The sequence below is a fragment of the Luteibacter sp. HAY1-4A genome, assembly GCF_056755355.1.
Window position 1 is genome coordinate 21,204 of sequence record NZ_JBNDHZ010000030.1, and the last position, 25,192, is coordinate 46,395.

The 25,192-nt window shown below is 66.8% G+C and carries 27 protein-coding genes and 1 tRNA gene; 16 read left to right on the forward strand and 12 right to left on the reverse strand.

Annotated elements, in window-relative coordinates; translation table 11 throughout:
- Positions 1–29: 29 nt before the first annotated feature.
- The 10 genes from ruvB to queC all read left to right on the forward strand — a co-directional run bounded on the left by ruvB (position 30) and on the right by queC (position 8,033).
- Positions 30–1,070 carry a Holliday junction branch migration DNA helicase RuvB gene (gene ruvB, locus ACPYOD_RS11680; protein WP_481301902.1) on the forward strand — a complete coding sequence of 347 codons (1,041 nt, stop codon included), beginning with the start codon at positions 30–32 and terminating at the stop codon, positions 1,068–1,070.
- Positions 1,067–1,471 carry a tol-pal system-associated acyl-CoA thioesterase gene (ybgC, locus tag ACPYOD_RS11685; protein ID WP_481301903.1) on the forward strand — a complete coding sequence of 135 codons (405 nt, stop codon included), beginning with the start codon at positions 1,067–1,069 and terminating at the stop codon, positions 1,469–1,471. Before ruvB ends, ybgC begins: the two co-directional genes overlap by 4 nt.
- Before the next feature lie 32 nt (positions 1,472–1,503).
- On the forward strand, positions 1,504–2,187 hold the full coding sequence (tolQ, locus tag ACPYOD_RS11690) for a protein TolQ (RefSeq protein ID WP_481301904.1): 684 nt from the start codon (positions 1,504–1,506) through the stop codon (positions 2,185–2,187).
- Positions 2,188–2,202: 15 nt separating this feature from the next.
- Positions 2,203–2,646: a protein TolR gene (tolR, locus tag ACPYOD_RS11695; RefSeq protein ID WP_481301905.1), complete on the forward strand. Its 444-nt coding sequence runs from the start codon at positions 2,203–2,205 to the stop codon at positions 2,644–2,646.
- Positions 2,633–3,577 (forward strand): cell envelope integrity TolA family protein, encoded by a 945-nt coding sequence (locus ACPYOD_RS11700; RefSeq protein WP_481301906.1) that lies wholly within the window; start codon positions 2,633–2,635, stop codon positions 3,575–3,577. Before tolR ends, ACPYOD_RS11700 begins: the two co-directional genes overlap by 14 nt.
- A gap of 121 nt (positions 3,578–3,698) precedes the next feature.
- On the forward strand, positions 3,699–5,015 hold the full coding sequence (gene tolB, locus ACPYOD_RS11705; protein WP_481301907.1) for a Tol-Pal system beta propeller repeat protein TolB: 1,317 nt from the start codon (positions 3,699–3,701) through the stop codon (positions 5,013–5,015).
- Between the two features lie 244 nt (positions 5,016–5,259).
- On the forward strand, positions 5,260–5,769 hold the full coding sequence (pal, locus tag ACPYOD_RS11710) for a peptidoglycan-associated lipoprotein Pal (RefSeq protein WP_481301908.1): 510 nt from the start codon (positions 5,260–5,262) through the stop codon (positions 5,767–5,769).
- A 3-nt stretch (positions 5,770–5,772) separates the two neighbouring features.
- A complete protein-coding gene (gene ybgF / locus ACPYOD_RS11715) occupies positions 5,773–6,633 on the forward strand; it encodes a tol-pal system protein YbgF (protein WP_481301909.1) in 861 nt (286 codons plus the stop codon).
- A gap of 4 nt (positions 6,634–6,637) precedes the next feature.
- A complete protein-coding gene (gene queE / locus ACPYOD_RS11720) occupies positions 6,638–7,330 on the forward strand; it encodes a 7-carboxy-7-deazaguanine synthase QueE (protein ID WP_481301910.1) in 693 nt (230 codons plus the stop codon).
- Positions 7,331–7,346: 16 nt separating this feature from the next.
- Complete coding sequence (queC, locus tag ACPYOD_RS11725; protein WP_481301911.1) at positions 7,347–8,033, forward strand: 7-cyano-7-deazaguanine synthase QueC; 687 nt, start codon at positions 7,347–7,349, stop codon at positions 8,031–8,033.
- 62 nt (positions 8,034–8,095) lie between these two features.
- On the opposite strand, the gene ACPYOD_RS11730 is transcribed toward queC, so the two are convergent.
- The 10 genes from ACPYOD_RS11730 to ACPYOD_RS11775 all read right to left on the reverse strand — a co-directional run bounded on the left by ACPYOD_RS11730 (position 8,096) and on the right by ACPYOD_RS11775 (position 17,938).
- Complete coding sequence (locus tag ACPYOD_RS11730) at positions 8,096–8,404, reverse strand: hypothetical protein (protein WP_481301912.1); 309 nt, start codon at positions 8,402–8,404, stop codon at positions 8,096–8,098.
- Between the two features lie 108 nt (positions 8,405–8,512).
- Positions 8,513–8,588: transfer RNA gene (locus ACPYOD_RS11735), tRNA-Lys, on the reverse strand.
- Positions 8,589–8,652: 64 nt separating this feature from the next.
- A complete protein-coding gene (locus ACPYOD_RS11740; protein WP_481301913.1) occupies positions 8,653–9,597 on the reverse strand; it encodes a DedA family protein/thiosulfate sulfurtransferase GlpE in 945 nt (314 codons plus the stop codon).
- Between the two features lie 79 nt (positions 9,598–9,676).
- The gene (locus ACPYOD_RS11745; RefSeq protein WP_481301914.1) at positions 9,677–11,062 is read right to left on the reverse strand and encodes a sensor histidine kinase; all 1,386 of its coding nucleotides are present in this window, start codon (positions 11,060–11,062) and stop codon (positions 9,677–9,679) included.
- A gap of 105 nt (positions 11,063–11,167) precedes the next feature.
- Complete coding sequence (gene phnD / locus ACPYOD_RS11750) at positions 11,168–12,163, reverse strand: phosphate/phosphite/phosphonate ABC transporter substrate-binding protein (protein WP_481301915.1); 996 nt, start codon at positions 12,161–12,163, stop codon at positions 11,168–11,170.
- A gap of 2 nt (positions 12,164–12,165) precedes the next feature.
- Positions 12,166–12,852: a LuxR C-terminal-related transcriptional regulator gene (locus ACPYOD_RS11755; protein ID WP_481301916.1), complete on the reverse strand. Its 687-nt coding sequence runs from the start codon at positions 12,850–12,852 to the stop codon at positions 12,166–12,168.
- A gap of 88 nt (positions 12,853–12,940) precedes the next feature.
- Entirely contained in the window at positions 12,941–14,854 is a 1,914-nt protein-coding gene (locus tag ACPYOD_RS11760) for an ATP-binding response regulator (protein WP_481301917.1), read from the reverse strand.
- 75 nt (positions 14,855–14,929) lie between these two features.
- Positions 14,930–15,637 carry a TVP38/TMEM64 family protein gene (locus tag ACPYOD_RS11765; RefSeq protein WP_481301918.1) on the reverse strand — a complete coding sequence of 236 codons (708 nt, stop codon included), beginning with the start codon at positions 15,635–15,637 and terminating at the stop codon, positions 14,930–14,932.
- A 16-nt stretch (positions 15,638–15,653) separates the two neighbouring features.
- Complete coding sequence (locus ACPYOD_RS11770; RefSeq protein ID WP_481301919.1) at positions 15,654–16,211, reverse strand: nucleoside deaminase; 558 nt, start codon at positions 16,209–16,211, stop codon at positions 15,654–15,656.
- Positions 16,211–17,938, reverse strand: a complete 1,728-nt coding sequence (locus tag ACPYOD_RS11775) for a glutamine--tRNA ligase/YqeY domain fusion protein (protein ID WP_481301920.1) — start codon at positions 17,936–17,938, stop codon at positions 16,211–16,213. Before ACPYOD_RS11775 ends, ACPYOD_RS11770 begins: the two co-directional genes overlap by 1 nt.
- Before the next feature lie 90 nt (positions 17,939–18,028).
- Here ACPYOD_RS11775 and ACPYOD_RS11780 point away from each other — a divergent pair, with 90 nt between their 5' ends.
- Both ACPYOD_RS11780 and ACPYOD_RS11785 read left to right on the forward strand, forming a co-directional pair.
- Complete coding sequence (locus ACPYOD_RS11780) at positions 18,029–18,301, forward strand: putative signal transducing protein (RefSeq protein WP_481301921.1); 273 nt, start codon at positions 18,029–18,031, stop codon at positions 18,299–18,301.
- 54 nt (positions 18,302–18,355) lie between these two features.
- On the forward strand, positions 18,356–18,874 hold the full coding sequence (locus ACPYOD_RS11785; RefSeq protein WP_481301922.1) for an adenine phosphoribosyltransferase: 519 nt from the start codon (positions 18,356–18,358) through the stop codon (positions 18,872–18,874).
- A 19-nt stretch (positions 18,875–18,893) separates the two neighbouring features.
- Here the strand turns inward: ACPYOD_RS11785 and ACPYOD_RS11790 are convergent, their stop codons facing one another.
- Entirely contained in the window at positions 18,894–19,499 is a 606-nt protein-coding gene (locus tag ACPYOD_RS11790; RefSeq protein WP_481301923.1) for a hypothetical protein, read from the reverse strand.
- 16 nt (positions 19,500–19,515) lie between these two features.
- On the reverse strand, positions 19,516–20,475 hold the full coding sequence (gene oxyR, locus ACPYOD_RS11795; protein ID WP_481301924.1) for a DNA-binding transcriptional regulator OxyR: 960 nt from the start codon (positions 20,473–20,475) through the stop codon (positions 19,516–19,518).
- Positions 20,476–20,607: 132 nt separating this feature from the next.
- On the opposite strand from oxyR, the gene ACPYOD_RS11800 reads away from it, so the two are divergent.
- The 4 genes from ACPYOD_RS11800 to ACPYOD_RS11815 all read left to right on the forward strand — a co-directional run bounded on the left by ACPYOD_RS11800 (position 20,608) and on the right by ACPYOD_RS11815 (position 25,111).
- The gene (locus ACPYOD_RS11800; protein ID WP_413624141.1) at positions 20,608–21,156 is read left to right on the forward strand and encodes a peroxiredoxin; all 549 of its coding nucleotides are present in this window, start codon (positions 20,608–20,610) and stop codon (positions 21,154–21,156) included.
- A 184-nt stretch (positions 21,157–21,340) separates the two neighbouring features.
- Positions 21,341–21,883, forward strand: coding sequence for a carboxymuconolactone decarboxylase family protein (locus ACPYOD_RS11805; RefSeq protein ID WP_481301925.1), 543 nt, complete (start codon positions 21,341–21,343; stop codon positions 21,881–21,883).
- A 76-nt stretch (positions 21,884–21,959) separates the two neighbouring features.
- Entirely contained in the window at positions 21,960–22,319 is a 360-nt protein-coding gene (locus tag ACPYOD_RS11810) for a DUF1428 domain-containing protein (protein WP_481301926.1), read from the forward strand.
- 107 nt (positions 22,320–22,426) lie between these two features.
- Complete coding sequence (locus tag ACPYOD_RS11815) at positions 22,427–25,111, forward strand: M1 family metallopeptidase (protein ID WP_481301927.1); 2,685 nt, start codon at positions 22,427–22,429, stop codon at positions 25,109–25,111.
- Positions 25,112–25,192 lie beyond the last annotated feature (81 nt).

The window sequence follows — 25,192 nt, forward strand, 5'->3', positions numbered from 1 at the left end:
CGCGGCCAAGACCTGCCATAATGCGGCCCATGTCCGAACACCGCATCATTTCCTCTGCCGCCGCCATGGACGACGAGGCGCTGGAGGCAAGCATCCGGCCGAAGCGGCTGGCCGAGTACCTCGGCCAGCAGACGGTGCGCGAGCAGATGGCCATCTATATCGAGGCGGCGCGGCGGCGTGGCGGGGCGCTGGACCATACCCTCATCTTCGGGCCGCCCGGCCTCGGCAAGACCACGCTTTCCCATGTCATCGCCAACGAACTGGGTGTGAGCGTGCGCTCCACGTCGGGGCCGGTGCTGGAGCGCGCGGGCGACCTGGCGGCGCTGCTGACCAATCTCGAGGCGAACGACGTCCTCTTCGTGGACGAGATCCATCGTTTGTCGCCGGTGGTGGAGGAAGTGCTCTATCCGGCGATGGAGGATTTCCAGATCGACATCATGATCGGCGAGGGGCCGGCGGCGCGTTCGATCAAGCTCGACCTTCCGCCGTTCACGCTGATCGGCGCGACCACGCGCGCGGGCCTGCTTACCGGGCCGCTGCGCGATCGCTTCGGCATCATCCAGCGCCTGGAGTTCTACAGCGTCGAGGAGCTGACGGCCATCGTGCGTCGCGCGGCGCGAATCTTCAGCATCGAATGCGAGTTCGAGGGGGCAGTGGAGATCGCCCGGCGCTCGCGCGGCACCCCGCGCATCGCCAACCGCCTTTTGCGTCGTGTGCGCGACTTCGCCGAGGTGCGTGGCGACGGCCGGATCACCCATGAACTGGCCCGGGCCGCCACCGATATGCTGAAGGTGGACGCCGAGGGTTTCGACGACCTGGACCGCCGCCTGCTCAGCACGATCATCGAGAATTTCGACGGGGGTCCGGTAGGCGTGGAATCGCTGGCCGCCGCCCTCAGCGAGGACCGCGGCACCCTGGAGGACGTGGTCGAGCCCTACCTGATCCAGCAGGGGTACCTGATCCGGACGGCACGCGGCCGCATGGCCTCCGCCAAGGCCTGGCGGCACCTGGGGCTCAGTCCGCCGCCGCGCCAGGCGGCCACGCCGGACCTTTTCCCGGACGGGGCATGAGCGTTTTCAGCTGGCCCGTCCGCATCTACTGGGAAGACACCGACGCCGGTGGCGTCGTCTACCACGCGAACTACATCCGCTTCATGGAACGGGCGCGGACGGAGTGGCTGCGTGCCCAGGGCATCGATCAGCTGACCCTGCGCGAGTCGACCTCGCTGGGCTTCGTGGTTCGCGACATGCACCTGGATTTCCACCGCCCGGCCCGTCTGGATGATGAACTCCGGGTCACGGTAAGCGTCAAAGAACGTCGTTCAGCCAGTATGCTGTTCGGTCAGGAGATCGTGCGGGGGGATGCGGCACTGGTACGCGCGCAGGTGCGCGTGGCTTGCGTAAACCTCGACACGATGCGCCCGGCGCAGATCCCCGCGGGTCTGTTTGCCAACGAATTCCCCATTACCTGAAAGCCAGATACCCGGCGGAGAGCCCTCAAGCGATGAACGGTGGACTGAACATTTTCAAGCTGGTGTCGGAAGCGAGCCTGCCCGTACAACTGGTGATGCTCCTCTTGCTGGTGTTCTCGTTCCTGTCCTGGGTGATCATCATCCGCAAGTACAGCCAGCTGAAAACGGCACACGACAACGCCGAAACCTTCGAGGACCGCTTCTGGTCGGGCGCCGACCTCGCCGCGCTCTTCCGCGAGGTGGGTAACCGCGACGGCCAGCATGGCATCGAAAACGTCTTCGAGGCCGGCTTCCGTGAGTTCGCCCGCCAGCGCCAGCGCCGCGTCACGGACGCCAACCGCGTCATCGAGGGCTCGGAACGCGCCATGCGCGTGGCCGGCACCCGCGAGATCGGCAAGCTGGAGCAGAACCTGGAATTCCTCGCGAACGTCGGTTCGATCAGCCCCTACGTGGGCCTGTTCGGCACCGTGTGGGGCATCATGGGCGCCTTCCAGGGCCTGGGCGAAATGAAGGACGTCACCATTTCGGTGGTGGCCCCGCACATTTCCGAAGCGCTGATCGCCACTGCCATGGGCCTGTTCGCCGCCATTCCGGCCGTCTGGGCGTACAACCGTTATGCCAACAAGGTCGAGCGCATCGCCTCCCGCTACGAGGTGTTCCAGGAAGAGTTCTCCTCCGTGCTGCAGCGGCAGATCCACACCGACGACGTCGCCTGAGCGGGAGCGTACGCCATGCGCACTACCTACCGCCGGCAAAAGCGGAAACTGAAATCCGAGATCAACGTCGTGCCGTACATCGACGTAATGCTCGTGCTGCTGATCATCTTCATGGTCACCACGCCGATGATGAACCTCGGCGTCGATATCCAGCTGCCGCAGACCAACGCCAAGTCCTTGCAGGACAAGAAGGACCCGGTCGTCGTGTCGGTCGACGAGGCCGGCCAGATCTACCTCACGGCGAACGGCGCGAAGCGCGAGCCGGTCAGCGAGGACGAATTCCGCAAGAAGATCACCGCCTTCCATGACGCGAACCCGGAGCTCCAGGTCCTGGTCGCCGGTGACCAGCGCGTGGGCTACGGCAAGGTCTATTCGATCCTCCCGATCCTGCAGGAGGCCGGTGTCTCCAAGATCGGCCTGATGAGCCAGCCCCAGTCGGCGCAGAATGGAAAACCGTAACGGCACGCCTCGCGCGGTCTTCCTCGCCGCGCTCCTGCACATCGGTATCGTGGCCTTCCTGGGCCTCGCGATCATTCCGTGCTCGGATTACGAGAAATGGGCGGAGGCGATCGGCCTCCCGGCCGAGTGGAATCCCCTGAAGTGCCCCGCGCCCCTCGAGCTGCCCGGCCAGATCATCGAGGCGACCCTGGTCGGCCCGACCGGCAGCCCGCCGCCGAAGGCGACCAAGGTCAAGCCGGTGCCGGACACCACGCCGCCACCGCCCGTGGTTCCGACGCCGCCCCCGCCGCAGCCCGAAAAGCCCAAGGTCGAGACGCTCCCGCCGCCGCCCAAGCAGCCGGACCTCAAGGACCAGGAGAAGGTCGTCGACGACGCCGTGCAGAAGGCGGAGGACGCCAAGCGCCTGCAGGAAGAGAAACAGCGCCAGCGCCAGGCCGAACTGGACGCCGAGCAGGAGCAGAAGAAGAAAGAAAAGCAGAAGGAAATCGACGACATCTTCAAGCAGCTCGACGCCGCCAAGGCCCAGACGAAGAAGGCCGACACGACCAAGAAGCAGGCCGAGCAGCAGCTGAAAGACCTGCAGAACGCAAAGGACGACGGACTTCCGGACCTGCCGCCTGCCGACCAGAAGCAGTCGGGCACCAACGGCCGGGACACCGGGAAGCTGGGCCAGTACCTGGCGGCTATCCAGAACTCGGTCACGCAGAACTGGCTGAGGCCCGACAGCATGCCGGCCACGTCGTGCGTCGTGCACATCGTGCAGGTGCCCGGCGGGCAGGTCTTGAGCGCCAAGGTCGACTCGAGCTGCCCGTACGACGCCGCGGGACGCGCGTCGGTGGAGAACGCCGTGCTGCGCGCCCAGCCGCTTCCGTACCAAGGCTTCGAAGACGTCTTCCAGCGCAACCTAACGTTCACGTTCAGGCCGCAATGATGTAGCGCCCCGTCCCGGCCCATGCCGGGGAGGGGCGGTTCAGATTCGGGTCACTCAGGACGTGACCGTCGCGTTAACATTTCGCCGCTGTCCCACTATCCAGGTCGCAATGAATCCGCCCATGCGCAGAACGCTTTCCCGTCTCGTCCTCCTCCTGGCCGCGCTGGCCGCCCTCGTGGCGGGTCCGGCCGCCGCCCAGTCGCTCAACGTGGAAATCGTCGGCGGGCTGAAAACGGCCATTCCCATCGCCGTCGTCCCGTTCGCCCAGGCAGGCGGCGCGCCGCTGCAGACCGACGTGGCCGACGTCATCCGGGCCGATTTCAACCGCTCGGGCAAGTTCCGCTCCCTGGAGAAGAACGACATCGTCGAGACGCCGTCCCAGGGCTCGGACATCAAGTTTGCCACCTGGCGCCTGCTCAAGCAGGACTACCTGACCATCGGCCGCATCAGCGACGCCGGCGGCGGCATGCTCAAGGTGGAATACGAACTGTGGGACGTGAACCGCCAGCAGAGCCTGCTCGCGCAGTCGTTCACCGCCCCTGCCGGCGACCTCCGCGGCGTCGCGCACCAGATCGCCGACCAGATCTACGAAAAGATCACCGGCGTGCGCGGTGCCTTCTGGACCCGCATCGCCTACATCACGGCGGTGGGCGTGGGTAACAACACCACCTATTCGCTCATCGTGGCGGACTCGGACGGCTACAACCCGCAGGTCGTGGCCCGCTCGCGCGAGTCGCTGCTGGGTCCGGCCTGGTCGCCGGACGGCAGCAAGATCGCCTATGTCTCCTTCGAGAGCGGCAACTCGCAGGTGTACGTGCAGAACATCTCGACGGGCTCGCGCAGCCTGATCGCCTCGCACCCGCGTGGCATCAACAGCGCCCCGGCGTGGTCGCCCGACGGCAGCAAGCTCGCGGTCAGCCTCTCGTACGTGGGCAACCCTGAAATCTTCGTCATCGACGTGGCCAGCCGGACGGAAACCCGGGTGACCAACAACTTCGCCATCGACACCGAACCCACCTTCACGCCGGACGGCCAGAGCATCATCTTCACCTCCGACCGCTCGGGCAAGCCGCAGCTCTACCAGATGTCGGCCTCGGGCGGCTCGGCCCAGCGGCTTACCTTCCAGGGCGGCTTCAACGCCAGCGCCTCGGTAAGCTACGACGGCAAGCAGATTGCGATGGTGCAGGGCAACGGGAACGTGTATCGTATCGCCATCATGGACCGTAGTCTGGGTGGCCAGGTGCGTTTCGTTTCCCCGGGTAACGTGGACGATTCGCCCAGCTTCGCGCCCAATGCCAGCATGCTGCTCTATGCGGCATCGCAGGGTACGCGCGGCGTCCTGTATGCGGTTTCAGCCGATGGCCTCGTGCGTCAGCGTCTCGTCCTGTCCGACGGCGACGTGCGTGAGCCGTCTTGGGGACCCTATCGACAGCGCTGATGGCGCGCCCTGCCGGGCGGCGACATCGGCAACGTCCAGGGAGGGGCGCGGCCTGGCCGCGCCTTTTCCGCGGGCCAAAGGTTTTTCGGCAAGTGCCCATGGGTACCTGCCGGAGCGAAGACGCCGGGTGCGGGACAGCGCCCCGTCGGCGTAGATGTAAGTAGAAAAACAGCCGGACAACCGGCGGTGCCTGTCCCGAAACCGAAAACCGACTGTCGGAACTCAACTGTTGAAGGAACGTCCCATGAATAAGACCGTTACCGTCACCCTGGCTGCCCTGCTCTGCGTTGGCGCCGCCGCGTGCTCGAAGAAGAACACCAAGCCGGCTCCCATGCCGGAACAGCAGCCGGTCGCCCAGACCCAGGCCCCGACCAGCGACGGCAAGTACCAGCCGTCCGATCTCGACACCGACGCTTGCCTGCGTCAGCGCGTCGTGTACTTCGACTTCGACAAGAATGATGTCAAGCCGGAGTTCCAGCAGATCATCGCCTGCCACGCCAAGTACCTGCAGGACCGTCCGCAGTCGGCCATGACCCTCGAGGGTAACACCGACGAGCGCGGCACCCGCGAGTACAACCTGGGCCTCGGCGAGCGCCGCGGCAATGCCGTCTCCAGCGCCCTCCAGGCTGCTGGTGGTTCGGCTGGCCAGGTCAACGTGACCAGCTACGGCAAGGAAAAGCCGACCTGCCGTGAGCACAACGAAGACTGCTGGTCGAAGAACCGTCGCGTTGAGATCGTCTACACCGCGAAGTAAGTAATGAAGAAGACTCTGGCTACCAGTTACATGGCCAGGCTTGGCGTGGCGGGCGCAATCGCGTCCGCCACGCTTTTTGCACTGCCTGCCGCCGCCCAGGACACCCGCCTCAGCCTCGCCGACCGTGTGTCGCGGCTGGAGCAGCAGTCGCAGGCGCAGGCCGGCACTACGTCGCTGGTGAACCAGGTCAACGATCTGCAGCAGCAGCTGTCACAGCTGCAGGGCCAGATCGAAGAACTGCAGCACCAGAACCAGCAACTCCAGGATTCCCAGAAGGCGCAGTACGCGGACATCGATTCGCGACTGGGCCGTATAGAGAAGGGTGGGGCGCCACAGGGCCAGCAACCCGCCGCCCCGGCCAGCGCGCCAGGCCCTTCCGCTCCTTCGGCCGCCCCGGCGGCAGCGCAGGCCGCAGCCGCCAGTGCGGCAGCATCGGCCCAGGCACCCGCCGGCGCCGCACCGATCCACGCGGACCCCGACCAGCAGGCTGCCTATGACGCCGCCTTCAAGTCGCTGCGCGCCGGCGACTACGTCAGCGCCTCGCGCGGCTTCCGCGACTTCCTCGTCAAGTACCCCGACAGCCCGCTGGCGCCGAACGCCTATTACTGGCTGGGCGAGTCGTACTACGTCACCATGAACTACCCGGTGGCCATCGAGGCCTTCCAGCGCCTCGTGAAGCAGTACCCGCAGAGCGACAAGGTGTCCGACGGCCTGCTCAAGGTCGGCTACTGCCAGATCGAACTGAAGCAGCAGGACGCGGCCATCGCCACGCTCAAGCAGGTCACCGCCAAGTATCCGGGCACGAAGGCCGCCGGCCTCGCACAGGAACGCCTGCGCCGCCTGCAGCGCCAGACGGCCAACTGATCCCATGAACGGCAGCACCGCAACGCCGGCGGACGTCTCGCCGGCCTCGCCCGTCCGGGAGCGGCTGCGCATCACCGAGATATTCCACTCCGTACAGGGCGAAGCCGATGCCATCGGCTGGCCCACTGTTTTCGTTCGCCTGACCGGCTGCCCGTTGCGCTGCGTCTGGTGCGACACGGAATATTCCTTCCATGGCGGCCAGTGGCACGACATCGACGCGATCCTCGCGGAGGTCGCCAGCCACGGCGCACACCATGTCTGTGTCACCGGCGGCGAGCCCCTGGCACAGAAGCGTTGCCTCATCCTCCTGCGCAAGTTGTGCGACGCGGGCTACGAAGTGTCGCTGGAGACATCCGGCGCGCTCGATGTGTCCCTGGTCGATCCGCGCGTGCGCAAGGTGATGGACCTCAAGGCACCGGATTCCGGCGAGAGCGGACGCAACCTGTGGAGCAATCTGGACCATCTGCTGCCGCACGACCAGGTGAAGTTCGTGATCGCGAGCCGCGCCGACTTCGAATGGTCGCGCGATGTCGTGCGCGAACGCGCGCTCGATCGCAAGGCGATGGTCCTGTTCTCGCCCGTGTGGTCCAAGGTCGAGCCGCGCGAGCTGGCCGAGTGGATCCTCGCCGAGCGCCTGCCCGTGCGGTTCCAGCTCCAACTGCACAAACTGCTGTGGAACGACGCAGCGGGTCATTGATTCCAAGGTAATGCACATGAACGCTTCGAACGCTTCCCGCAAGGCCGTCATCCTCGTGTCCGGCGGCATGGACTCTGCCGTGACGATTGCCATGGCACGCGAGCAGGGTTTCGAGGTGTATGCGCTGAGCGTCGCCTATGGGCAGCGGCATAGTTCGGAACTGGAAGCGTCCGAGCGCGTGGCGACCATGCTCGGCGCCGTGGTGCACAAGACCGTGCACGTCGACCTGCGCAGCATCGGCGGCTCGGCGCTCACTGCCGATATCGACGTACCGGAAGACGGCGGCGAAGGCATTCCGGTCACGTACGTGCCGGCGCGCAACACCATCATGCTTTCGATCGCGCTCGGGTGGGCGGAAGTGCTCGGCTCGAACGACATCTTCTGCGGCGTCAACGCCGTGGATTACTCCGGCTATCCCGACTGCCGTCCCGCCTTCATCGAGGCGTTCCAATCGCTCGCCAACGTCGCCACCAAGGCGGGCGTGGAAGGCGCGGGCATTCGCATTCATGCGCCGCTGATGCAGATGGGCAAAGGCGATATCGTGCGCGAAGGCATGCGCCTGGGTGTGGATTTCGCGGCGACGGTCAGCTGCTACCAGGCCGATGCCGAGGGCCGCGCATGCGGTCATTGCGACGCCTGCCGCCTGCGTGCCGAAGGGTTCGCCAAGGCCGGCGTGCCGGACCCGACGCGCTACGCGCGCTAGCGCTGCTCAGGCGGGGAGCCTGGCGAGGGGCGTGTCAGGCGTACGGGCGGGGAGCACGATCATCAGCTCGCCGCGCGCAGCAGCGGCGACAGGTACTGCTGTACGATCCACCAGAAACCGCCGAGCACCGCCACGAGTACAGCGGCAAAGCCGCTCAGCACCCAGGCCTTCGTGGCCATGTGCGACATGCGCTCCTCGACAACGGCGACCCGTCCCGCCACTTCGCGCACTTCGGACCTCGTGGCGAGGTGTCGCATCCGCTCGGAAAGCACGGCGAGCATCTCGCGCAGCGACGCCTCGTCCGCCTGGCGCAGGTTCGCGTTCAGCGCCTCGGAAGAATGGCCGATGCCGTTGCCGGATTCGATGTTCATCGTGTTCCCTCGAGTGGACCGAGGTCGACTTTACCTGGAGGAAGGCTTGACGGTCTTGAGAAAAGTGCTCAATCGCTGTCAGAGATGGGCGCTTGATGCGAGAGCGAATGGTGGGTCGTGCCGGATTCGAACCGGCGACCTACGGATTAAAAGTCCGCTGCTCTACCAACTGAGCTAACGACCCAAACGCGAGAACCGGCAAGTTTACGAGGCGGCGGCGGGCGGCACAACCCGAAAGGACGTTCGGTTCAGGTCGTGAGGACGATCGCTTCCACGTCGCCGCCCGCGTCGCGCCAGGCGCCGAGGCCGCCGGTGAGGGGGCGGACGTTCGAGAACCCGAGCTTGCTCAGGCGTTCCGCCACCTTTGCGGCGGACACCTCGTTGGGGCACGAGCAGTAGATCACGAGGGCGCTGTGCCGGGGCAGGGTGGCGAGCTCCTGGTCGGCGGTCGCCAGGTCGAACAGCCGGGAGCCGGGGATCACGTACGGGTCGTCGCGGCGGCTTATCGCCGAGCGCACGTCGACGATGAGCGCGCCGGGTTCGTTCGCGAGCAGGCGCGACAACTCGTCCACGGAGATACGGCTCTTGCGCAGGCGAGTGAGCAGCAGCGCGCGGCGTGCGTAGCGGAAGCCGATCCACAGCGCGAGGCCGATGGCGGCCACGGCGAACATGCCGATGCCGAACTCCTTGAGCAATGCGAGGACCGCGTCGATCTGCCGGTAGAACAGCATGCCGGCGGACAGGCCCACGACGATCCACAAGGCGGCGCCGAGGAGGTCGTACATCGTGAAGCGCGAGAAGCGCGTATCGCCGGCACCCGCGATGGGAATGGCCACCAGCGAGAGCCCGGGGATGAAGCGTGAAACCAGCAGGAGCTTCACGCCGCGCTTCTCGAAGAAGCCGCTCGCGCGCCGCACGCAGGTGTCGGGCGAGAGCGAGATGCGGCAGAGGCCGTCCAGCACGCGATAGCCGAAGCGGCGGCCCGTCAGGAACCAGGCGGCATCGCCGAGGAAGGCGCCGGCCAGTGCCGCCATGAAGGTGCCGATGATCAGGAGGGGATCGCGTGCCGCCACCAGCGTGCTGCCGACCACGATGAGGGTGGGCATGGCGGGAACGGGAAGTCCGATGGCGCCGGCGAACACGCCGAGGAACGCCACGATGGGCGCCGTATCCGACCAGTTGATGCTCGCCACGGCCGTGTTCCTCGAAGCGGGTTCCGTCTGCCGCCAACGATACGCTGGTCCTTGCGCGCGTGACAGGGCCCCGGCGCGCCTACCAGGCCGGATGCCAGTGCAGTTCGGCCGGCGACTTCGCTGCGGGGAGCACGGCCGCCCCATCGAATTCGGCCCAGAAGAGGGTGCCGCGGCCGGGACTCGAACGGATGCCGATGCGGCCTCCCAGCGTGTCGGCGATGCGGCGGGCGACGGCGAGCGCCAGGCCATAGCCGGGATGCCCGGGCAGCCGCGTGAAGTCCTCGAACACTCGCGCCTGCACGCCCGGGTCGAGGCCCATGCCGTTGTCGCGCACTTCCAGCCTGATGGCGCGTCCGCGGCGGCGAACGGCCACGAGCACGCGGCCATGCGGCGTGCTGAGGACCGCATTCGAAACCAGCTTGTGCAGCAACTCGCCGAACAGCACCGGATCGACGTGCAGGGGCAGGCGCCCGCCCCGCCAGCGCACGTCCACGCCGAGACGGGCGGCGTCTGCCTCGATCGCGGCGCGTCCGCGCACGTAGAGGTCCGAGGCGATGACGTCGACCGGTGCCGGTTCCACCGCGCCTGCATCGAACCTCGCCATCTCGAGCAGGCCGTCCAGCAGTTCGTTCAGCCGGGTGAGGCTGCTGCGCATCTGCCCCAGGACCGCGCGCTGGCGCAGGTCGTCGCCGGGCTGCATGCCGGCGACGAAGAGCGCGAGCGCCTGGAGAGGCTGGCGGAAATGGTCGCCCACCTGTTCGACGAAGCGTGTATGCCTGGCGATGTCCTGCAGGCGCTGACGCAGTGCCTCGGCCATGGCTGCGTCGTGGCGTGCGCGCAATTCCACGAGCTCGTCGAGCAGCGAATCGATGGCATGCAGCACATCGTCATCCGGCGATGCCTGCGCGCCGCGCGGATGGAGGAAGCGATCGATGCGTGCCCGCAGGTTTTCCACCGGTGCCACGATGTCATGCTCGAGGCCGCGGCGTGCGATGGTGAACAGCCAGACGATGCCACCACACAGGAGCAACGTCATCAGGAGGCCCGCGACGTGCCGTTCGTGCAGCGCGGACGCATCGCTCACGGTTTCCAGCTCGCCGTCTTCGGTGCTCATCCATGTGCGCAACTGGTTTTTCGGCGCAAGGCGGCGGCCGCTGTCCACCATGATGTCGCCGGCAAGGTCGCGATGCAGGATCGCCCGTTGCGTCGGCGCGGTACGGAGAAGTGCCCGGCTCAGCGCATCGCGGATCGCATCGTCGTTGCTCGCGTCGGCCACCGCGGCGGCAATGCGCGCTGCCTGTATGCGCGCCACCGCATGGGCCTCCGCGTCCGCTGCGCGCATGTGCAGCACGCCGAGGGCGCCGGCCATGGCGAGCGCGACGACCGTCGTCGGCAGCAGTCCTTTGAGGATCAGCTGCCTTCGCAGGGGTGCAGGCCTTCCTGGCGATCGCAATGACACGGTCATGAGGGGCCTTGTGGCACTTGGTCTCATGACGGAATTTATGCAACGCGGCACGGCCACGCGATAGACAAGGGGAGCTAACCCCGGCGGCCTATGTCGTTCGGCCTATCACTTCTCGCGAAGGCGGGCGACGAGGCTGTCATGGTCGACGCGAATCTTGCGGAACCTTGCGTCGCGCGCGCCTTCGCTTACCCATTGCGCGCTTGTGGCGCGCCGTTGCTCCAGCGCATATTCGATGTCGGCGAACGGAATGAGGTCGGCGTTGTCCGCGGGAGCGAAGCCGCTGATGTCGTGGATCCGCTTCAGGTTCGCTTCCTCGCGCGCGCCGTCCTTGCCTTTGCCGTAACCGGTGATGAAGGCGGCCACCTGCGCACGCAATGCCTGGGGCAGGTCGTTGCGGATGACGATCACCGCATGCGGGATGAGCGACGAAGTCCAGAGGATGCGCAGGCGCGCGTACTGCTCCGGAAAATGCTGCTGGAAGCGTTCCAGGTCCGCAGTGTTGTTGGTGGCCACGTCCACTTCGCCGTTGCTCACGGCGAGGGCGTTGTTCTGGTGGTTGTCCACGTGCACGCTGGCGAAGAACGTGTCCGAATCCACGCCCCGCGCGGCGAACAACTGCGTTTCCGGCACCAGGTAACCCGACACGGACAGCGCCTCGCCGCGGGCGTAGCGCCATTTACCGGGGTGGGCGAAAAGCTGGTCCAGGCTACGCAGGCGCGAATCCGCCGCCACCAACAGCACGGCGCGATAACCGCGCGACCCGTCGCCGCGGGTCAGTCGCCCGACCACCTGCATGTTCTGCTGGGTTACGGCGTCGAGCGCGAGGCGTCCGGAGAGGAAGGCGATGTCCACCCGCTGTTCGCTGATGGCCTGGGCGATGCCCTCATAGGTGGTGACCGACACGGCGCGCACCGGTCGGCCGATCGCCTTGTGCAGATCGTCGAGCATCGGCCGCCACGCTTCCAGCGATTCCGCGGGGCCGCCGATGGGGAGGATGCCGAACGTGAGCGGAGCGCTCGGGTCGACGTCGCCCTGCGACGTGGCAGCGACGGGCGCGGCGGCGAGCGCGAAGACCAGCCAGGCGGCCAGCCACGCGCGCATCGTCAGTCGCCGAGGTGCTGGGCGGCGACCAGCGCCTCGAGCCGGTTGCGTACGTGCAGGGCACGGAAGATCGCGGCCAGGTGGATCTTGACCGTGCCTTCGCTGATCTGCAGTTCGCGCGCGATGAGCTTGTTCGGCCGTCCCTTTGCCAGGAGCTTCAGGACGTCGATCTGGCGGTCGGTGAGTACCGTGGCCAGACGCTCCTTGGTGGTCAGCCCGTCATTGCCGTGCGACAGCGCGAACGTGGGCGCCACGGTGGCGGCGGCCGACTTCATGGCCTCGGGCGGCACATAGATGCCACCGCCGATGACCAGGCGGACGGCGTTGAGGATCACGTCGGGCGGCGAAGATTTGGGAATGTAGCCCTGCACGCCGAGGTCCAGCACGTGGCGGATCGCAGAGGGGTCTTCCGTGCCGGAAAGCACGACGACCGGGCGCCCGCGCGCCGCGCCGTCGTCGTCGGAGCCGCCCAGGGCCTTCACGGCGTTCTTGATGTGCTCGACGCCGTCGGCTCCCGGCATGGCCATGTCGATCAGGGCCACATCGGGCAGAGGGGATTCCTCCAGCCGCCGTTGGAGCTCCTTGATGGTTTCGGCTTCGACGAACTCGACATCGTCGCCCAGTTCGCGAAGCTTGAGCTTCACGCCCTCGATGATGAGTCGATGATCGTCCGCGATCAGAACACGCATGCCTTTCCTCCGCCCGCCAGGCGTGCGAGCCACCCCGTTGAGCGGACCATAGCCCTACGCGCCTCGGTGGGCAAGCAGGCCATACGGCTCAGACGGCTGCCCGATGGACAGTCCACGCGGAAACCATTACTTCGTGCAGGCGCTCGGGCGAAACCGGCTTGAACAGCACCTGGGTGTCCGTCTGGTCGACATGGTTCAGGAATTCGCCTCGCGTCTCGCCCGTGATCAATACGCGCGCGAACGGCGGCGGGTCACCGGGGCGGCGGCGGTAATAACGGTCCAGGAGCGCGATCACGTCCAGCCCCGTGCCCTCCCGCAGGCGAAGGTCCGATATGACGATGTCGGGCGGCTGCATCCATTGGTGCACGGCCTCCATGGCCTGCTGGGCGTCTTCGGCCGTCATGACCTCGCAACCCCAGCTCCCGAGCAGGTAGCTGATACCGGCGAGGATGGTCGGCTCGTCGTCGATCACGAGCACGCGCATGCCCACGATGTCGCGGGGAATGCCCGGATCCGGGGGCGGCGTCGGCGGAATTTCCATCATGCCGGGTTGCACTTCCGGCAGGACGATCGAGAAAAGCGTGCCCTTTCCCGGCCGGGACCGGACCGAGGCGCGGGTGCCCAGCAGCCCCGCAAGCTTCTGCACCGTGGACAGGCCGAGGCCGAGGCCGCGGCGGGTGCCTTCCGGACGGCCGGTATCCGGCCCTCCCTCCACGCGGTAGAACTCGTCGAAGATGTGCTGGACGTGCTCCTTGGCGATGCCGAGGCCGGTGTCCCACACGTCCACGCGCACGGTGCCGTCCAGCCGGCGCCGGGCACCCACCAGCACGCCGCCGCAGCGCGTGTAGCGCAGCGCGTTGCTCACCAGGTTGTTGAGGATGCGGGCGAGCATCGTGCGGTCCGAACGGACCCACAGGCGCGTGGTGCGGACCACGAGGCGCAGGTCGTGCTGCTCCGCCACCATGCGGAAGTTCACGCTCACGTCCTCGAACACCTCGTCCAGCGGCACGTCACGGATCGCCGCCGGCATCGCGCCGGTTTCGAGACGGGAGAGGTCGAGGAGTTCGCCGAAGAGGTGGTCGAGCGACTCCACGCATTCCTGGATGTGCGCGATGCGGTTGAGCCGCACCGGGTCGTATTCGTCTACCGCGAGCCCCGACGAGAACAGGGTCAGCGCGTACAGCGGCTGGCGCAGGTCGTGCGAGGCGGCCGCGAGGAAACGGGCCTTGGCCACACTGGCCGCCTCCAGCGCCGCGTTCTTGCGCGCCAGTTCATCGGTGGCGGTGGCGATCTCGCGTTCCATGCCGATCTGCGCGTGCAGCAGTTTGGAGGCCGCGCCGTTGAAGCCACGTTGCAGGTCGCCGATTTCCGTGTCGTCGGTGACGGGGACGACGACCGTGCGGTCGCCAAGACCCAACTGGCGCACCGCGATGGCGAGATTGCGCAGCGGTGCGCTCAGCCAGCGCGCCGTGGACCAGCCGATCATCACCGCGATGAGCAGGCTCAGCGCCAGCCACACCAGTGCGTTGTGCACGCTGGCGCGCTGCGCGGCGATGGCATCCTCCACGCTCACGTCCACGATGACCGAGCCCACCGCGCGGCGCGTGAGCGGGTCGAGGATCTCGCGGGCGACCGTGAGGCTGTCGTCGTCCCCGTTCGCGATGGAGCCGTTCACGCGGTCGGCGACGATCTCGCCGTCGCGGTCGCTGATGCGCACGCGCGACACCTGCGGCAACTGCACGATGGATTGGGCGATCCGACCCAACTCGCGCCGTTCGCCGGTGCGGAGCGCGTCGCCGGAAACGGTGGCGGCCTGCTGCGCGATGGCATCCGCCGTCGACCGGCCCATCTCGTGCAGGGTGTCCATCTGGTGCCGCGTGAGCAGCGTGACCAGGAGCACGGCGCTGATGGCGGTGGGCACCAGGGCGACACAGGTCAGGCGCTGCACGAGCGAGGTGCGTCGCCAGACCTTTTCCAACCATGGAGTCGATACGTCGCTCATTACGGCTTTCCCCTTGCGCGGCCCCTCCAGGGCGGCGCGAGGCATTAGCCTAGCGCAGATCGGCTGGAACGGGTGTCAGGTGCGGCGGCGGAGGCGCGCGGCCAGCGTCCGCACCACCAGCGGCAGCACCGTCAGGACGGCGAAGGCGGCGAGCGGCAGCAGAATGCGCTGGTCGAGCAACCCGGCCGCGCTGACCGGCTGGCCCGCGGCGAAGGTCTCGCCCAGTCCCGCGCCAACGGAACTCTCCACGAACAGCGACACCGTGCCGCCGAGCCAGGTGGCCCCGACGAACAGCCACAGCGGGCAGCGCAGCCATGCCAGCGCCACGGTCATGGCGCCGAGGGGCACCACGGGAACGAAGCGGAGCGCGAGCGTATAGGTGACCGGATGGGTGGCGAATCGCGCGCGCAGCCGTTGCGCCAGTGCCGGCGGCGCGCGGCGCCCCGCGGCGAATGCATGGCGGCTGGCGAGGTAGAGCGCCAGCGAGCCGAGCACCAGCGATACAGACGACAGTGCCGTGCCTTCCACCGCGCCGAACAGGAGGCCGCCGGCAAGCACGATCACGATGGTGCCCGGCACGCCGGTGGCGATGGCCAGGGCCAGCAGGCCCGAGTAAAGGAACCGCGCCGCGAACGGATGGGCCGCTATGGCGGTGCGCAGGTGCCCTTCGTCGGCAAGCAGCCGGTGTGGTTCGAAGCGGTCGAACGTGCCGCTCGCAAACAGGGCCACGCCGCCCAGGAGCAGCACGCCCAGCGGCAGCAGGGCACGCCAACGGCTGTTCACCGGAGGCGGCCCAGGCTCAATACGCCGCGCCCGACTCGCCGTAGCGGCGCAGCACGTCGCACGCTTCGTCGCGGCGGATGTCGCGTCGCACGGCGATGCCGCGGCGCTCCAGTTCGCCCACCCAGTCCTCGGGCAGGGGGCCTTCGTCGAACGGCGTGAGTGTTTCCACATCCTCGGCGCGCGCGCCGATCAGCAATTCGTCGATGCCCGCCCAGACCGTGGCGCCGAAGCACTGGCAGCAGGGCTGGGAACTGGTCGCGAGGACGAAGCGGTTGCCGTCCTCGTTGAGCCGGAACCGTTGCAGGCGCTGCTGGGCCGTCATGTACGCCATCATCTCGGCATGCGCAGCCGAGCAGTTGTGCGGCACCACCCGGTTCACGCCCACCGCGACGATGCGGTCGTTGCCGTCGAACACGACAGCGCCGAACGGGCCACCGGTGCCCAGGTCGACATTGAGCCCGGACAACTCGATGGCCAGGCCCACCTTGGCTTCGTCCCCGGCATAGTCCACCGAGGTGTTCACCGCCTCGTGCACCCAGGCGGGAAGGGTGAGATGCACCTGTGCGTACAACATCAGGCCTGCTTCGCCCAGGAGTCGCGCAGCGTTACCACGCGGTTGAACACGGGTGCGGCGTGCGTGTGGTCGTGCATGTCGGCCACGAAATAGCCGAGGCGCTCGAACTGCATGCGGTCTTCGTGAACGGCGGCAGCGGCCGCCGGTTCCACGTAACCGTGCGCGATGCGGCGCGAGTGCGGATTGATGTGGTCCTTGTACGTCTTGCCGTCGCTGTCGTCATCCGGGTCGGTGACGTCGAACAGGCGGTCGTACAGGCGGATGATCGCGGGCACGGCGTCGCGCGCGCTCACCCAGTGGATGGTGCCCTTCACCTTGCGATCGGAGCCTGGCATACCCGTACGCGTTTCCGTGTCGAGGGTGCAGCGCAGTTCCGTCACCTGCCCATCGGCGTCCTTCACCACTTCGTCGCAGCGCACGATGCCGACGCCGCGCAGGCGCACCTCGCCTTCCGGCTTGAGGCGATGGAAGCCCTTCGGCGGCACTTCGGCGAAATCCTCGCGCTCGATCCACAGTTCGCGCGAGAACGGCACGCTGCGGCTGCCGAAGGACTCGTCCTTCGGATGGTTCGGGAACGTGAGCGTCTCGGCATGGGTCTCGTCGAGATTGGTGATCACGAGCTTCAGCGGATCGATGACGGCGAGCCGGCGCGGTGCCGTGCCGTCGAGGTCTTCGCGCACGGCGCCCTCGAGCACGCTCATGTCGATCGTGCTGTTCTGCTTGCTGACCCCGATGCGCTCCCAGAACAGGCGGATGCCCGCGGGCGTGAAGCCGCGGCGGCGCACACCGGCGATCGTGGGCATGCGGGGATCGTCCCAGCCGTCGACGAGGTTCTCGGACACCAGCGTGATGAGCTTGCGCTTGCTCATCACGGTGTAGTTGAGGTTGCCGCGCGAGAACTCGATCTGGCGAGGCTTGCTTGGCGAGGTCGGCAGGCCGGCCTGCACCAGGGGTTCCCACAATGCCGGATCGTTGGCGAGATCTACCTTGTCCACGCACCAGTCGTACAACGGACGATGGTCTTCGAATTCAAGCGTGCACAGGGAATGCGTGATGCCTTCCAGCGCATCGGACAGCGAATGCGCGAAGTCGTACATCGGATAGATGGGCCACGCATCGCCGGTGTTCTGGTGGTGCACCTTGCGGATGCGATACAGGGCCGGATCGCGCAGGTTGATGTTGCCCGACGCCATGTCGATCTTCGCGCGCAGGGTCTTGCTGCCGTCGGCGAACTCGCCGGCGCGCATGCGCTGGAACAGGTCGAGGTTTTCTTCCACGCTGCGGTCGCGGTACGGCGAATTGCGGCCCGGTTCCGTCAGCGTGCCTCGGTATTCGCGCACTTCCTCGGCACTGAGGTCGTCGACGTAGGCGACGCCGAGGCGGATCAGCTTGAGCGCCGAGCGATAGAACACCTCGAAATAGTCGGAGGCGTGGCGGAGTTCCGCCCAGTCGAAGCCCAGCCACTTCACGTCGCGCTGGATGGCCTCGACGAACTCCAAGTCTTCCTTCGACGGGTTGGTGTCGTCGAAGCGCAGGTTGCACACGCCGCCGAACTCGGCGGCAAGACCGTAGTTGAGGCAGATGGACTTGGCATGGCCCAGGTGCAGGTAGCCGTTCGGCTCGGGCGGGAACCGCGTGCGGATCTGCGCATGCTTTCCGGAGGCGAGGTCGTCGCGGACGATCTGGCGGATGAAGTGCTGCTGCAGGACGGGCGTTTCGGTCGACATCGCGAGGGGCTCGAAGGTGGGGCGCGGCAAAACGCCGAGTTTACCCCAGGGAGCTTGCCGAGCGCCCTGTCGGCGGGGTAGCGTGCTGCCATGCGCATCGCTTATCACGCCGAATCCCTCATCGACGCCCATCTGGTGAAGGATGCGCTCGAGCGTGCGGAGATCCCGGCGTTCATCGCGGGTGAGTTCCTCACCGGCGCGGTAGGCCAGCTGCCCGCGCGCGACTTCCTGGCCGTGATGGTTCCGGAAGCCGCCGCCGAAGCGGCGGAAGGTATCGTGCGCCAGGTAGACGCCCAACTGGCCGAGGCCCGCGCGGCGGCCGCCTCCGACGACGACTTCGGTACGGTTACCATGCCGGCCTGATCGCGAGGGATGCTCTGTTCAGAGCATCCCTGGCTCCACCTCTCCAGGAACCCCATGCAGGCCATTCTCGACCTCGTCCGTGACGTGCCGGACTTCCCGCGCCCCGGCATTGTGTTCAAGGACATCACGCCGCTGCTCGCTGACGCGGCCGCATTCGCGGATTGCATCGACGCGCTGTGCGAACCGTGGCGCGGCAGCGACATCGGCGCCGTCTGTGGCATCGAATCGCGCGGCTTCATCTTCGGTGCGGCCATGGCCCGGGCGCTCGGCGCCGGGTTCGTGCCGCTGCGCAAGGCCGGCAAGCTGCCGCCGCCGGTGGTCGGGGTCGACTACGGCCTGGAGTACGGGCTCGACCGCCTGGAGATCGGCACGCATGCCGTCGCTCCCGGCGAGAAGGTGGTGGTCGTGGACGACGTGCTCGCCACCGGCGGCACGCTCGAGGCCGCGCGCCGGCTGGTCGAGCGGCTCGGCGCGGAAGTCGTCGGCGCCAGCGTGGCGATCGAGCTGGCCGGCCTCAACGGGCGCGCCCGCTGGCCGGCCGAGGTGCCGCTGCACGTGCTGCTTCGGTACTGATCCCGCGACGGCGAAACCGCTACTGGGCGACGACGGCTTCATCCCGCAGGCTTTCGACCAGCACGATCTCGCATCCGCCGGCACCCGTGTCTTCGCGCGTCAGCGAGGTGTTCCAGTACCAGCCATCATCGCGTTTCACGTCCACGAGGAAGCCTTCCACGTGGATGACCTCGCCCGGGCGAACGCCGCGCAAGGCGCGGGCCGCTTCGTCGTTGGCCGGAATCATGTGCATGTTCGCGCTCGAATCCTCGATCTCGTGGCGGGGAATCGGGAACTGGTCCGTGTACCAGTAGTAGAAGCGGTTCGACTGCGAGATGCGGATGCGGTCAAGCACCGCGTTGTCGGACATGCGGCCCCAGCCCATCGCCAGGTCGGTCGGTGCGATCGGGGCCAGGTCGTCGAGCTGGTAGTCCTCGCGGGACAACACCCGGCCCGTCATGGCGAACGTGGCGCGCGGACTCAGGGTGAAGTGTCCGCGGCTCAGCGTGGTGCCGCTCCTGACAGGTTCCTGGTCGGGCACCTCCGCGGCGAGGACGCCGGGCCGGTGGTGCAGGGGCCGGTGCTGCCACCAGGAATAACCGCCCCAGGCACAGACCAGGAGCAGGACGACAATCCAGACGCGCATCGGGCAGCGGAACCGTTCAGGGGGAGGGAAGGGCAACGGCTGTGCCCGCGCCCGGTTGACCCGCGGCGCAACCGTGCGTGCTCAGGAGGTCGGCGGGAACGTCGCGGATCACCTCGGCCAGCGCCTCGAAGAATGGCGTCATCGCGGAACTCTTCCGCCACAGCATGGCGATGCGCCGGCTGGGCGCCGGGGCCTGGAATTCCACGAGCTGCACGTTCGGCGATTGCGCGATCGGGGGTTTCACCGCCAGCGCGGGCAGGAGCGTGATGCCCACGTTCGCCGACACCATCTGCCGCAGCGTTTCCAGGCTGGTGGCGCGGAAGCCGGACTTCTCGCCGGCACCGGCGAGGTGGCAGACCTCGAGGGCCTGGTCGCGCAGGCAATGGCCGTCCTCCAACAGCAGCAGGTCCTGGTCGGCCAGGTCTTCCATGCGCAGCCTGGTTCGGGAGGCCAGGGGATGGCCGCCGGGCACGGCCAGCACGAAGGGCTCCTCGAAAAGGAACTCGGTGTGCAGGGAATCGTCGTGCACCGGCAGGGCCAGGATGCCGGCATCCAGCGTGCCCTCGCGCAGCATGTGCAGCACCTGCTCGGTTTTTTCCTCGCGCAGCAGAAGCTCGAGCCGGGGAAAGCGCTCGCGGAGGTGCGGGATCACGTGCGGCAGCAGGTACGGGCCCAGCGTGGGGAAGATGCCGAGGCGGATGGTGCCGGATTCCGGGTCGCGCGTGCGCTGGGCGATCGACTTGATCTCTTCGACCTGCGAAAGCACGCCGCGCGCCCTCCGGGCGATTTCACGTCCCGTTTCCGTCAGCAGGACTTTCCGTGGTGTACGTTCCACCAGCGCCACGCCCAGCTCGTCCTCGAGCTTGCGAATCTGGGTGGAGAGGGTGGGCTGGCTGACGAAGCTCGCTTCGGCCGCCCGGCCGAAATGGCGATACTCCGCCAGCGCGACGAGATAGGACAGGTCGCGGAGGTTCATGGTGGCTGCCTCGCAGGAGCTCGTGATAGGTGCAGCCTATCACATTCATGCCTACAATCGATTTGGAATATGTGTACCAGGCCGGTAAGCTTGGTAGCAGAAGTTCACCCAACCCCTCAACGGAGAGTCTAAATGCTGAGCATTGGCGACAAGTTCCCCCAGTTCAACCTGAAGGCCGTGGCCGGTGGCCCGCTCGCCAACAAGATCGAGGACGCCTTCGTCGACGTGACGGACAAGTCCTATGAGGGCAAGTGGAAGCTGGTCTTCTCGTACCCGAAGGACTTCACCTTCGTCTGCCCGACCGAGATCAAGGGCTTCAGCGACCTCAACGAGAAGTTCGCCGACCGCGATTGCCAGATCCTGGCCGTGTCGACCGACTCCGAGTTCGTCCACCGCGCCTGGCGCATGGACCATGCCGACCTGAAGGACCTCACGTTCCCGATGCTGGCTGACATCAACAAGGATCTCTGCCGTGCGCTCGGTATCCTCACGAGCGAAGGCGTTGCCCAGCGCGCCACCTTCCTCGTCGATCCGAACGGCGAAATCCAGTTCGTGTACGTGACCGCCGGTTCCGTCGGCCGTAACCCGGACGAAGTGCTGCGCGTCCTCGACGCCCTGCAGACCGACGAGCTGTGCGCCTGCAACTGGAAGGCCGGCGACGAGACCCTGAAGGTCGCCTAAGACAAGTCAAAGTCCCACGCCGCGTCCCCCTCCCTCACGCGCGGCGTGGGCAACCCGGCGGTGAAGCTTGCTTCACCGCCCCCTCTTCCGATACACGCCCTTCGCGTTCCCACGTGAACCGGTGCCGCCGGCGCCGAGACATTCCGTGCCCCTATTCCTCAAATCAGAAGACAAAGGTGCATCCATGAGCGTCGCCGACCTGCGCAGCAAACTCCCCGAATACGCGAAAGATCTCAAGTTGAACCTCGACACGGTGCTGACCGAAGCAGGCGCGCCGGGCCTCAACATGGCCCAGATCGCCATGGTCGCCCTGGGTTCGGCCTATGCCGCGCGCTTCAAGCCGCTGACCGAGGCCGTCGCCGCGTTCGCCGCGGAACACGCCACGCCGGAGCAGCTCACGGCCGCCAAGGGTTCTGCCGCGATCATGGGCATGAACAACATCTACTACCGCTTCCAGCACCTCGTGAGCCATCCGGAATACGAGACCCTGCCGGCGAAGCTGCGCATGAACGTGATCGGCGGCTACAAGGGCGATGCGAAGAACGACTTCGAACTCGTGTCCCTTGCGGTGTCGGCGGTGAACGGTTGCGGCATGTGCATCGATTCGCACGACCGCGTCCTGCGCGAAGGCGGCATCAGCGTGCAGGCGATCCAGAGCGCGGTGCGCATCGCTTCGGTGATCCACGCGGTGGCCGTGGTGCTCGAGCAGGCCGACGCCGCGGGCTGACCCTGTCCGCGACAGGTGTTGCGAAAGGGCATGGTATTGGCGACTCTCGCGCGACATCCACGCGAGGAGGGTCGTCATGAGTTACGTCGACGGTTTTGTGGCTCCGGTTCCCGCCGCCCGGTTGGGCGAATACAAGAAGATGGCCCGCCTGGCCGGCAAGATCTGGATGGAGTACGGGGCAATCGCCTATTCCGAGTGCGTGGGGGACGACGTGAAGCCGGGCAAGGTCACGTCCTTTCCCCAGTCCGTGAAGCTCAAGCCGGACGAGGTGGTCGTGTTCTCCTGGATCGTCTACAAGAACCGCCGGGACCGCGACCGCATCATGAAGAAAGTGATGGAAGATCCTAGGCTTGCGGCCTTCGCCGACCCCAAGAACCTTCCCTTCGACGGCAAGCGGATGTTCTTTGGCGGCTTCAAGCCGATCGTCGAGTTTTAAGTAACTTCTGACGCACCGCAGCGAAACCAGGGGTGCCTTCTGGCACTGTGTCGGAAGTCACCCTGTTCTCACGATGCGGGGATTACCCACAGGGAGTCCCACCTGCCATGCGTCGTTTCGTCCGTCCCCTCGTTCTCACCGCGCTCGCCGCCTGCTGTGGCGCTGCGCTTGCCGCCGGCACGGACGCCGCGCCGCCGCTCGGCCACCTGCCCACCTGGGCCCAGCCGGAATCCTACAAGCTATCGTTCAAGGTGGATCCGAAGCAGGAGAACTACTCCGGTTCCACGACGATTCGCATCAAGCTTGCCCAGCCGTCCGATTTCATCTGGCTGCACGGCAAGGACCTGAAGGTGTCCAAGGTCACCGTGACCGACGCCGCGGGCAAGAAGCACGAGGGCAAGTACACCGTGGCCGCCGAGAAGGAAGGCGTCGCCAAGGTGGACCTGGGTGCGAAGCTCGAGGGTGAGATCACCCTTGCGATCGACTTCACCGCTCCGCTGAACAAACAGCTGCAAGGCCTGTACAAGGTCTCGCACGAAGGCGTCCCCTATGCGATGACGCAGATGGAGCCCGTGTCGGCGCGTTACGCCTTCCCGGGCTTCGACGAGCCCTCGTTCAAGGTGCCGTTCGACATCAGCCTGACGATTCCTTCCGACGACCAGGGCGTGGCGAATACCGCCCAGATCAAGGAAGAGAAGGCGGGCGCGGGCTGGAAGACGCTCACGTTCTCCACCACCAAGCCGCTGCCGACCTACCTCGTCGCGTTCGCCGTGGGTCCCTGGGACGTGGTCAAGGGTCCGGACATCACGCCCACCCAGTACCGCTCCACGCCCACGCCGCTGCGCGGCATCGCCGCCAAGGGCGAAGGCCATCGCATGCAGCACGTGCTGGGCGAGACGAACTCGATCATCCACACGCTCGAGGATTACTACGGTTTCGGTTACCCGTACGACAAGCTCGACCTGCTCGCCGCGCCCGACTTCAGCGCCGGCGCGATGGAGAACGCCGGCCTGGTCACGTTCCGCGACTGGCTGCTGCTGATCGATCCGGATTCCGCCGCACAGTACGTACGCGGCTCGTTCAACGTCAACGCGCACGAGCTGGCCCACCAGTGGACCGGCGACACCGTCACGATGGCATGGTGGGACGACCTCTGGCTCAACGAGGCGTTCGCCACCTGGATGCAGCAAAAGGTCACCACGAAGGTGCATCCGGAATATCGCGCCGATCTCGACCGCGTTCGCGGTGCGCAGGGCGCGATGACCAACGACAGCCTGGTCAGCGCGCGCAAGATCCGCCAGCCGATCACCGGCAACGGCGACATCGAGACCGCGTTCGACGGCATCACGTACCAGAAGGGCGCCGCCGTCCTCGGCATGTTCGAGGGCTACGTCACCGATCCGGTGTTCCAGAAGGGCATGCGTGCCTACATCCAGAAGCACAAGTTCGCCAACGCCACGGCGGACGACCTGATCGACGCCATCGCCGAGGCCGCTGGCCAGGGCGATGCGTTCAAGAAGGCCTTCCGCAGCTTCCTCGACCAGTCCGGCGTGCCCTACGTCGCCACCGAGGTGAAGACCGAAGGCGGCAAGACGGTGCTCCATCTTGCCCAGAGCCGTTACCTGCCGCTGGGCAGCACCGGCGATGCCAGCCGTGTGTGGGGCGTGCCGATGTGCGTGCGCTACGGCACCGACGGCGGCGGCAATAAGGTGAAGTGCGAGCTGTTCGACAAGGCGACGGGCACGATGGTGCTCGACGGCGCGGCGAAGAACAGCTGGGTGCTGCCGAATGCCGACGGTCGCGGCTACTATCGCTTCGCGCAGAGCAAGGCCGACCTTGCCGCGCTCTCGAAGGTCGTGGGCAGCCTGAGCGATGCCGAGCAGCTGGCCTATGCCGACGCGGTTCGCGCCGGCTTCCAGCACGGCGACCTCGATGCCGGCGACGTGCTTGCTGCGTACAAGCCGCTCACTGCGTCGAAGACCCGCGAGGTGTTCACGGCACCGATGGGCACCTTCCAGTGGATCCTCGCGAACGAAGCGCAGACGGACGCCCAGCGCGAACATCTGCGCAAGTGGGCCACCGATGCTTACCTGCCGAAGCTGAAGGAACTCGGCTATCGGAAGAAGGCCGGCGAACCCGACAACGACACGCTCACGCGCACCGTGCTGGCCGGGTTCCTTACCGACAAGGACATCGGCGTGCCCGAAGTTCGCGCCGAACTCCTGAAGCAGGGCGATGCCGCGCTTAAGACGAAGGATGGTCACCTCGACCTCGACGCCGCCGATTCCAACCTGCTGGGTTTCGCCCTGGGCGTGGCGGTGCAGGAGCGTGGTGCTCCGGCCGTCGACGCGCTGATCGCCGAAATTCCGAAGACCTCGGACCCGGCCAAGCGCAACGCCATGCTGTCGGCCCTCGCCGAGATCAAGGATCCGGCGCTGGCCAACAAGGCTCGCGACTTCGCGCTCGGCAAGGACGTGAAGGTGGGCGAGATGGCGATGGTGCTGCGCGGCGGCCGGGATTCGGAAGCCTCGCGTACGCAGATGTGGCAGTGGTTCCTCGCGAACTACGACAAGATCGTGGAGCGCACGGGCAGCTTCGCCGGCGGCCGGCTCCCGGCCCTCGCCGGTGGCGATGGTTGCTCGAAGGCAGAAGCAGATCGCCTGAACGCGTTCTTCAAGCCGCGCCTGGGCCAGATCAGCGGTGCCGAGCGCGGCCTGGCGCAGACCAGCGAGGAAATCCTCCTGTGCTCCGCACAGAAGGCCAAGCAGGACCCGAAGGCCATCCTGCGCTGATCCTTCGTCACTGCGTGTAACGAAGAGCCGGGCGAGCGATCGCCCGGCTTTTTTATCGCCCGTCGCGGGCGCACCCTGTAG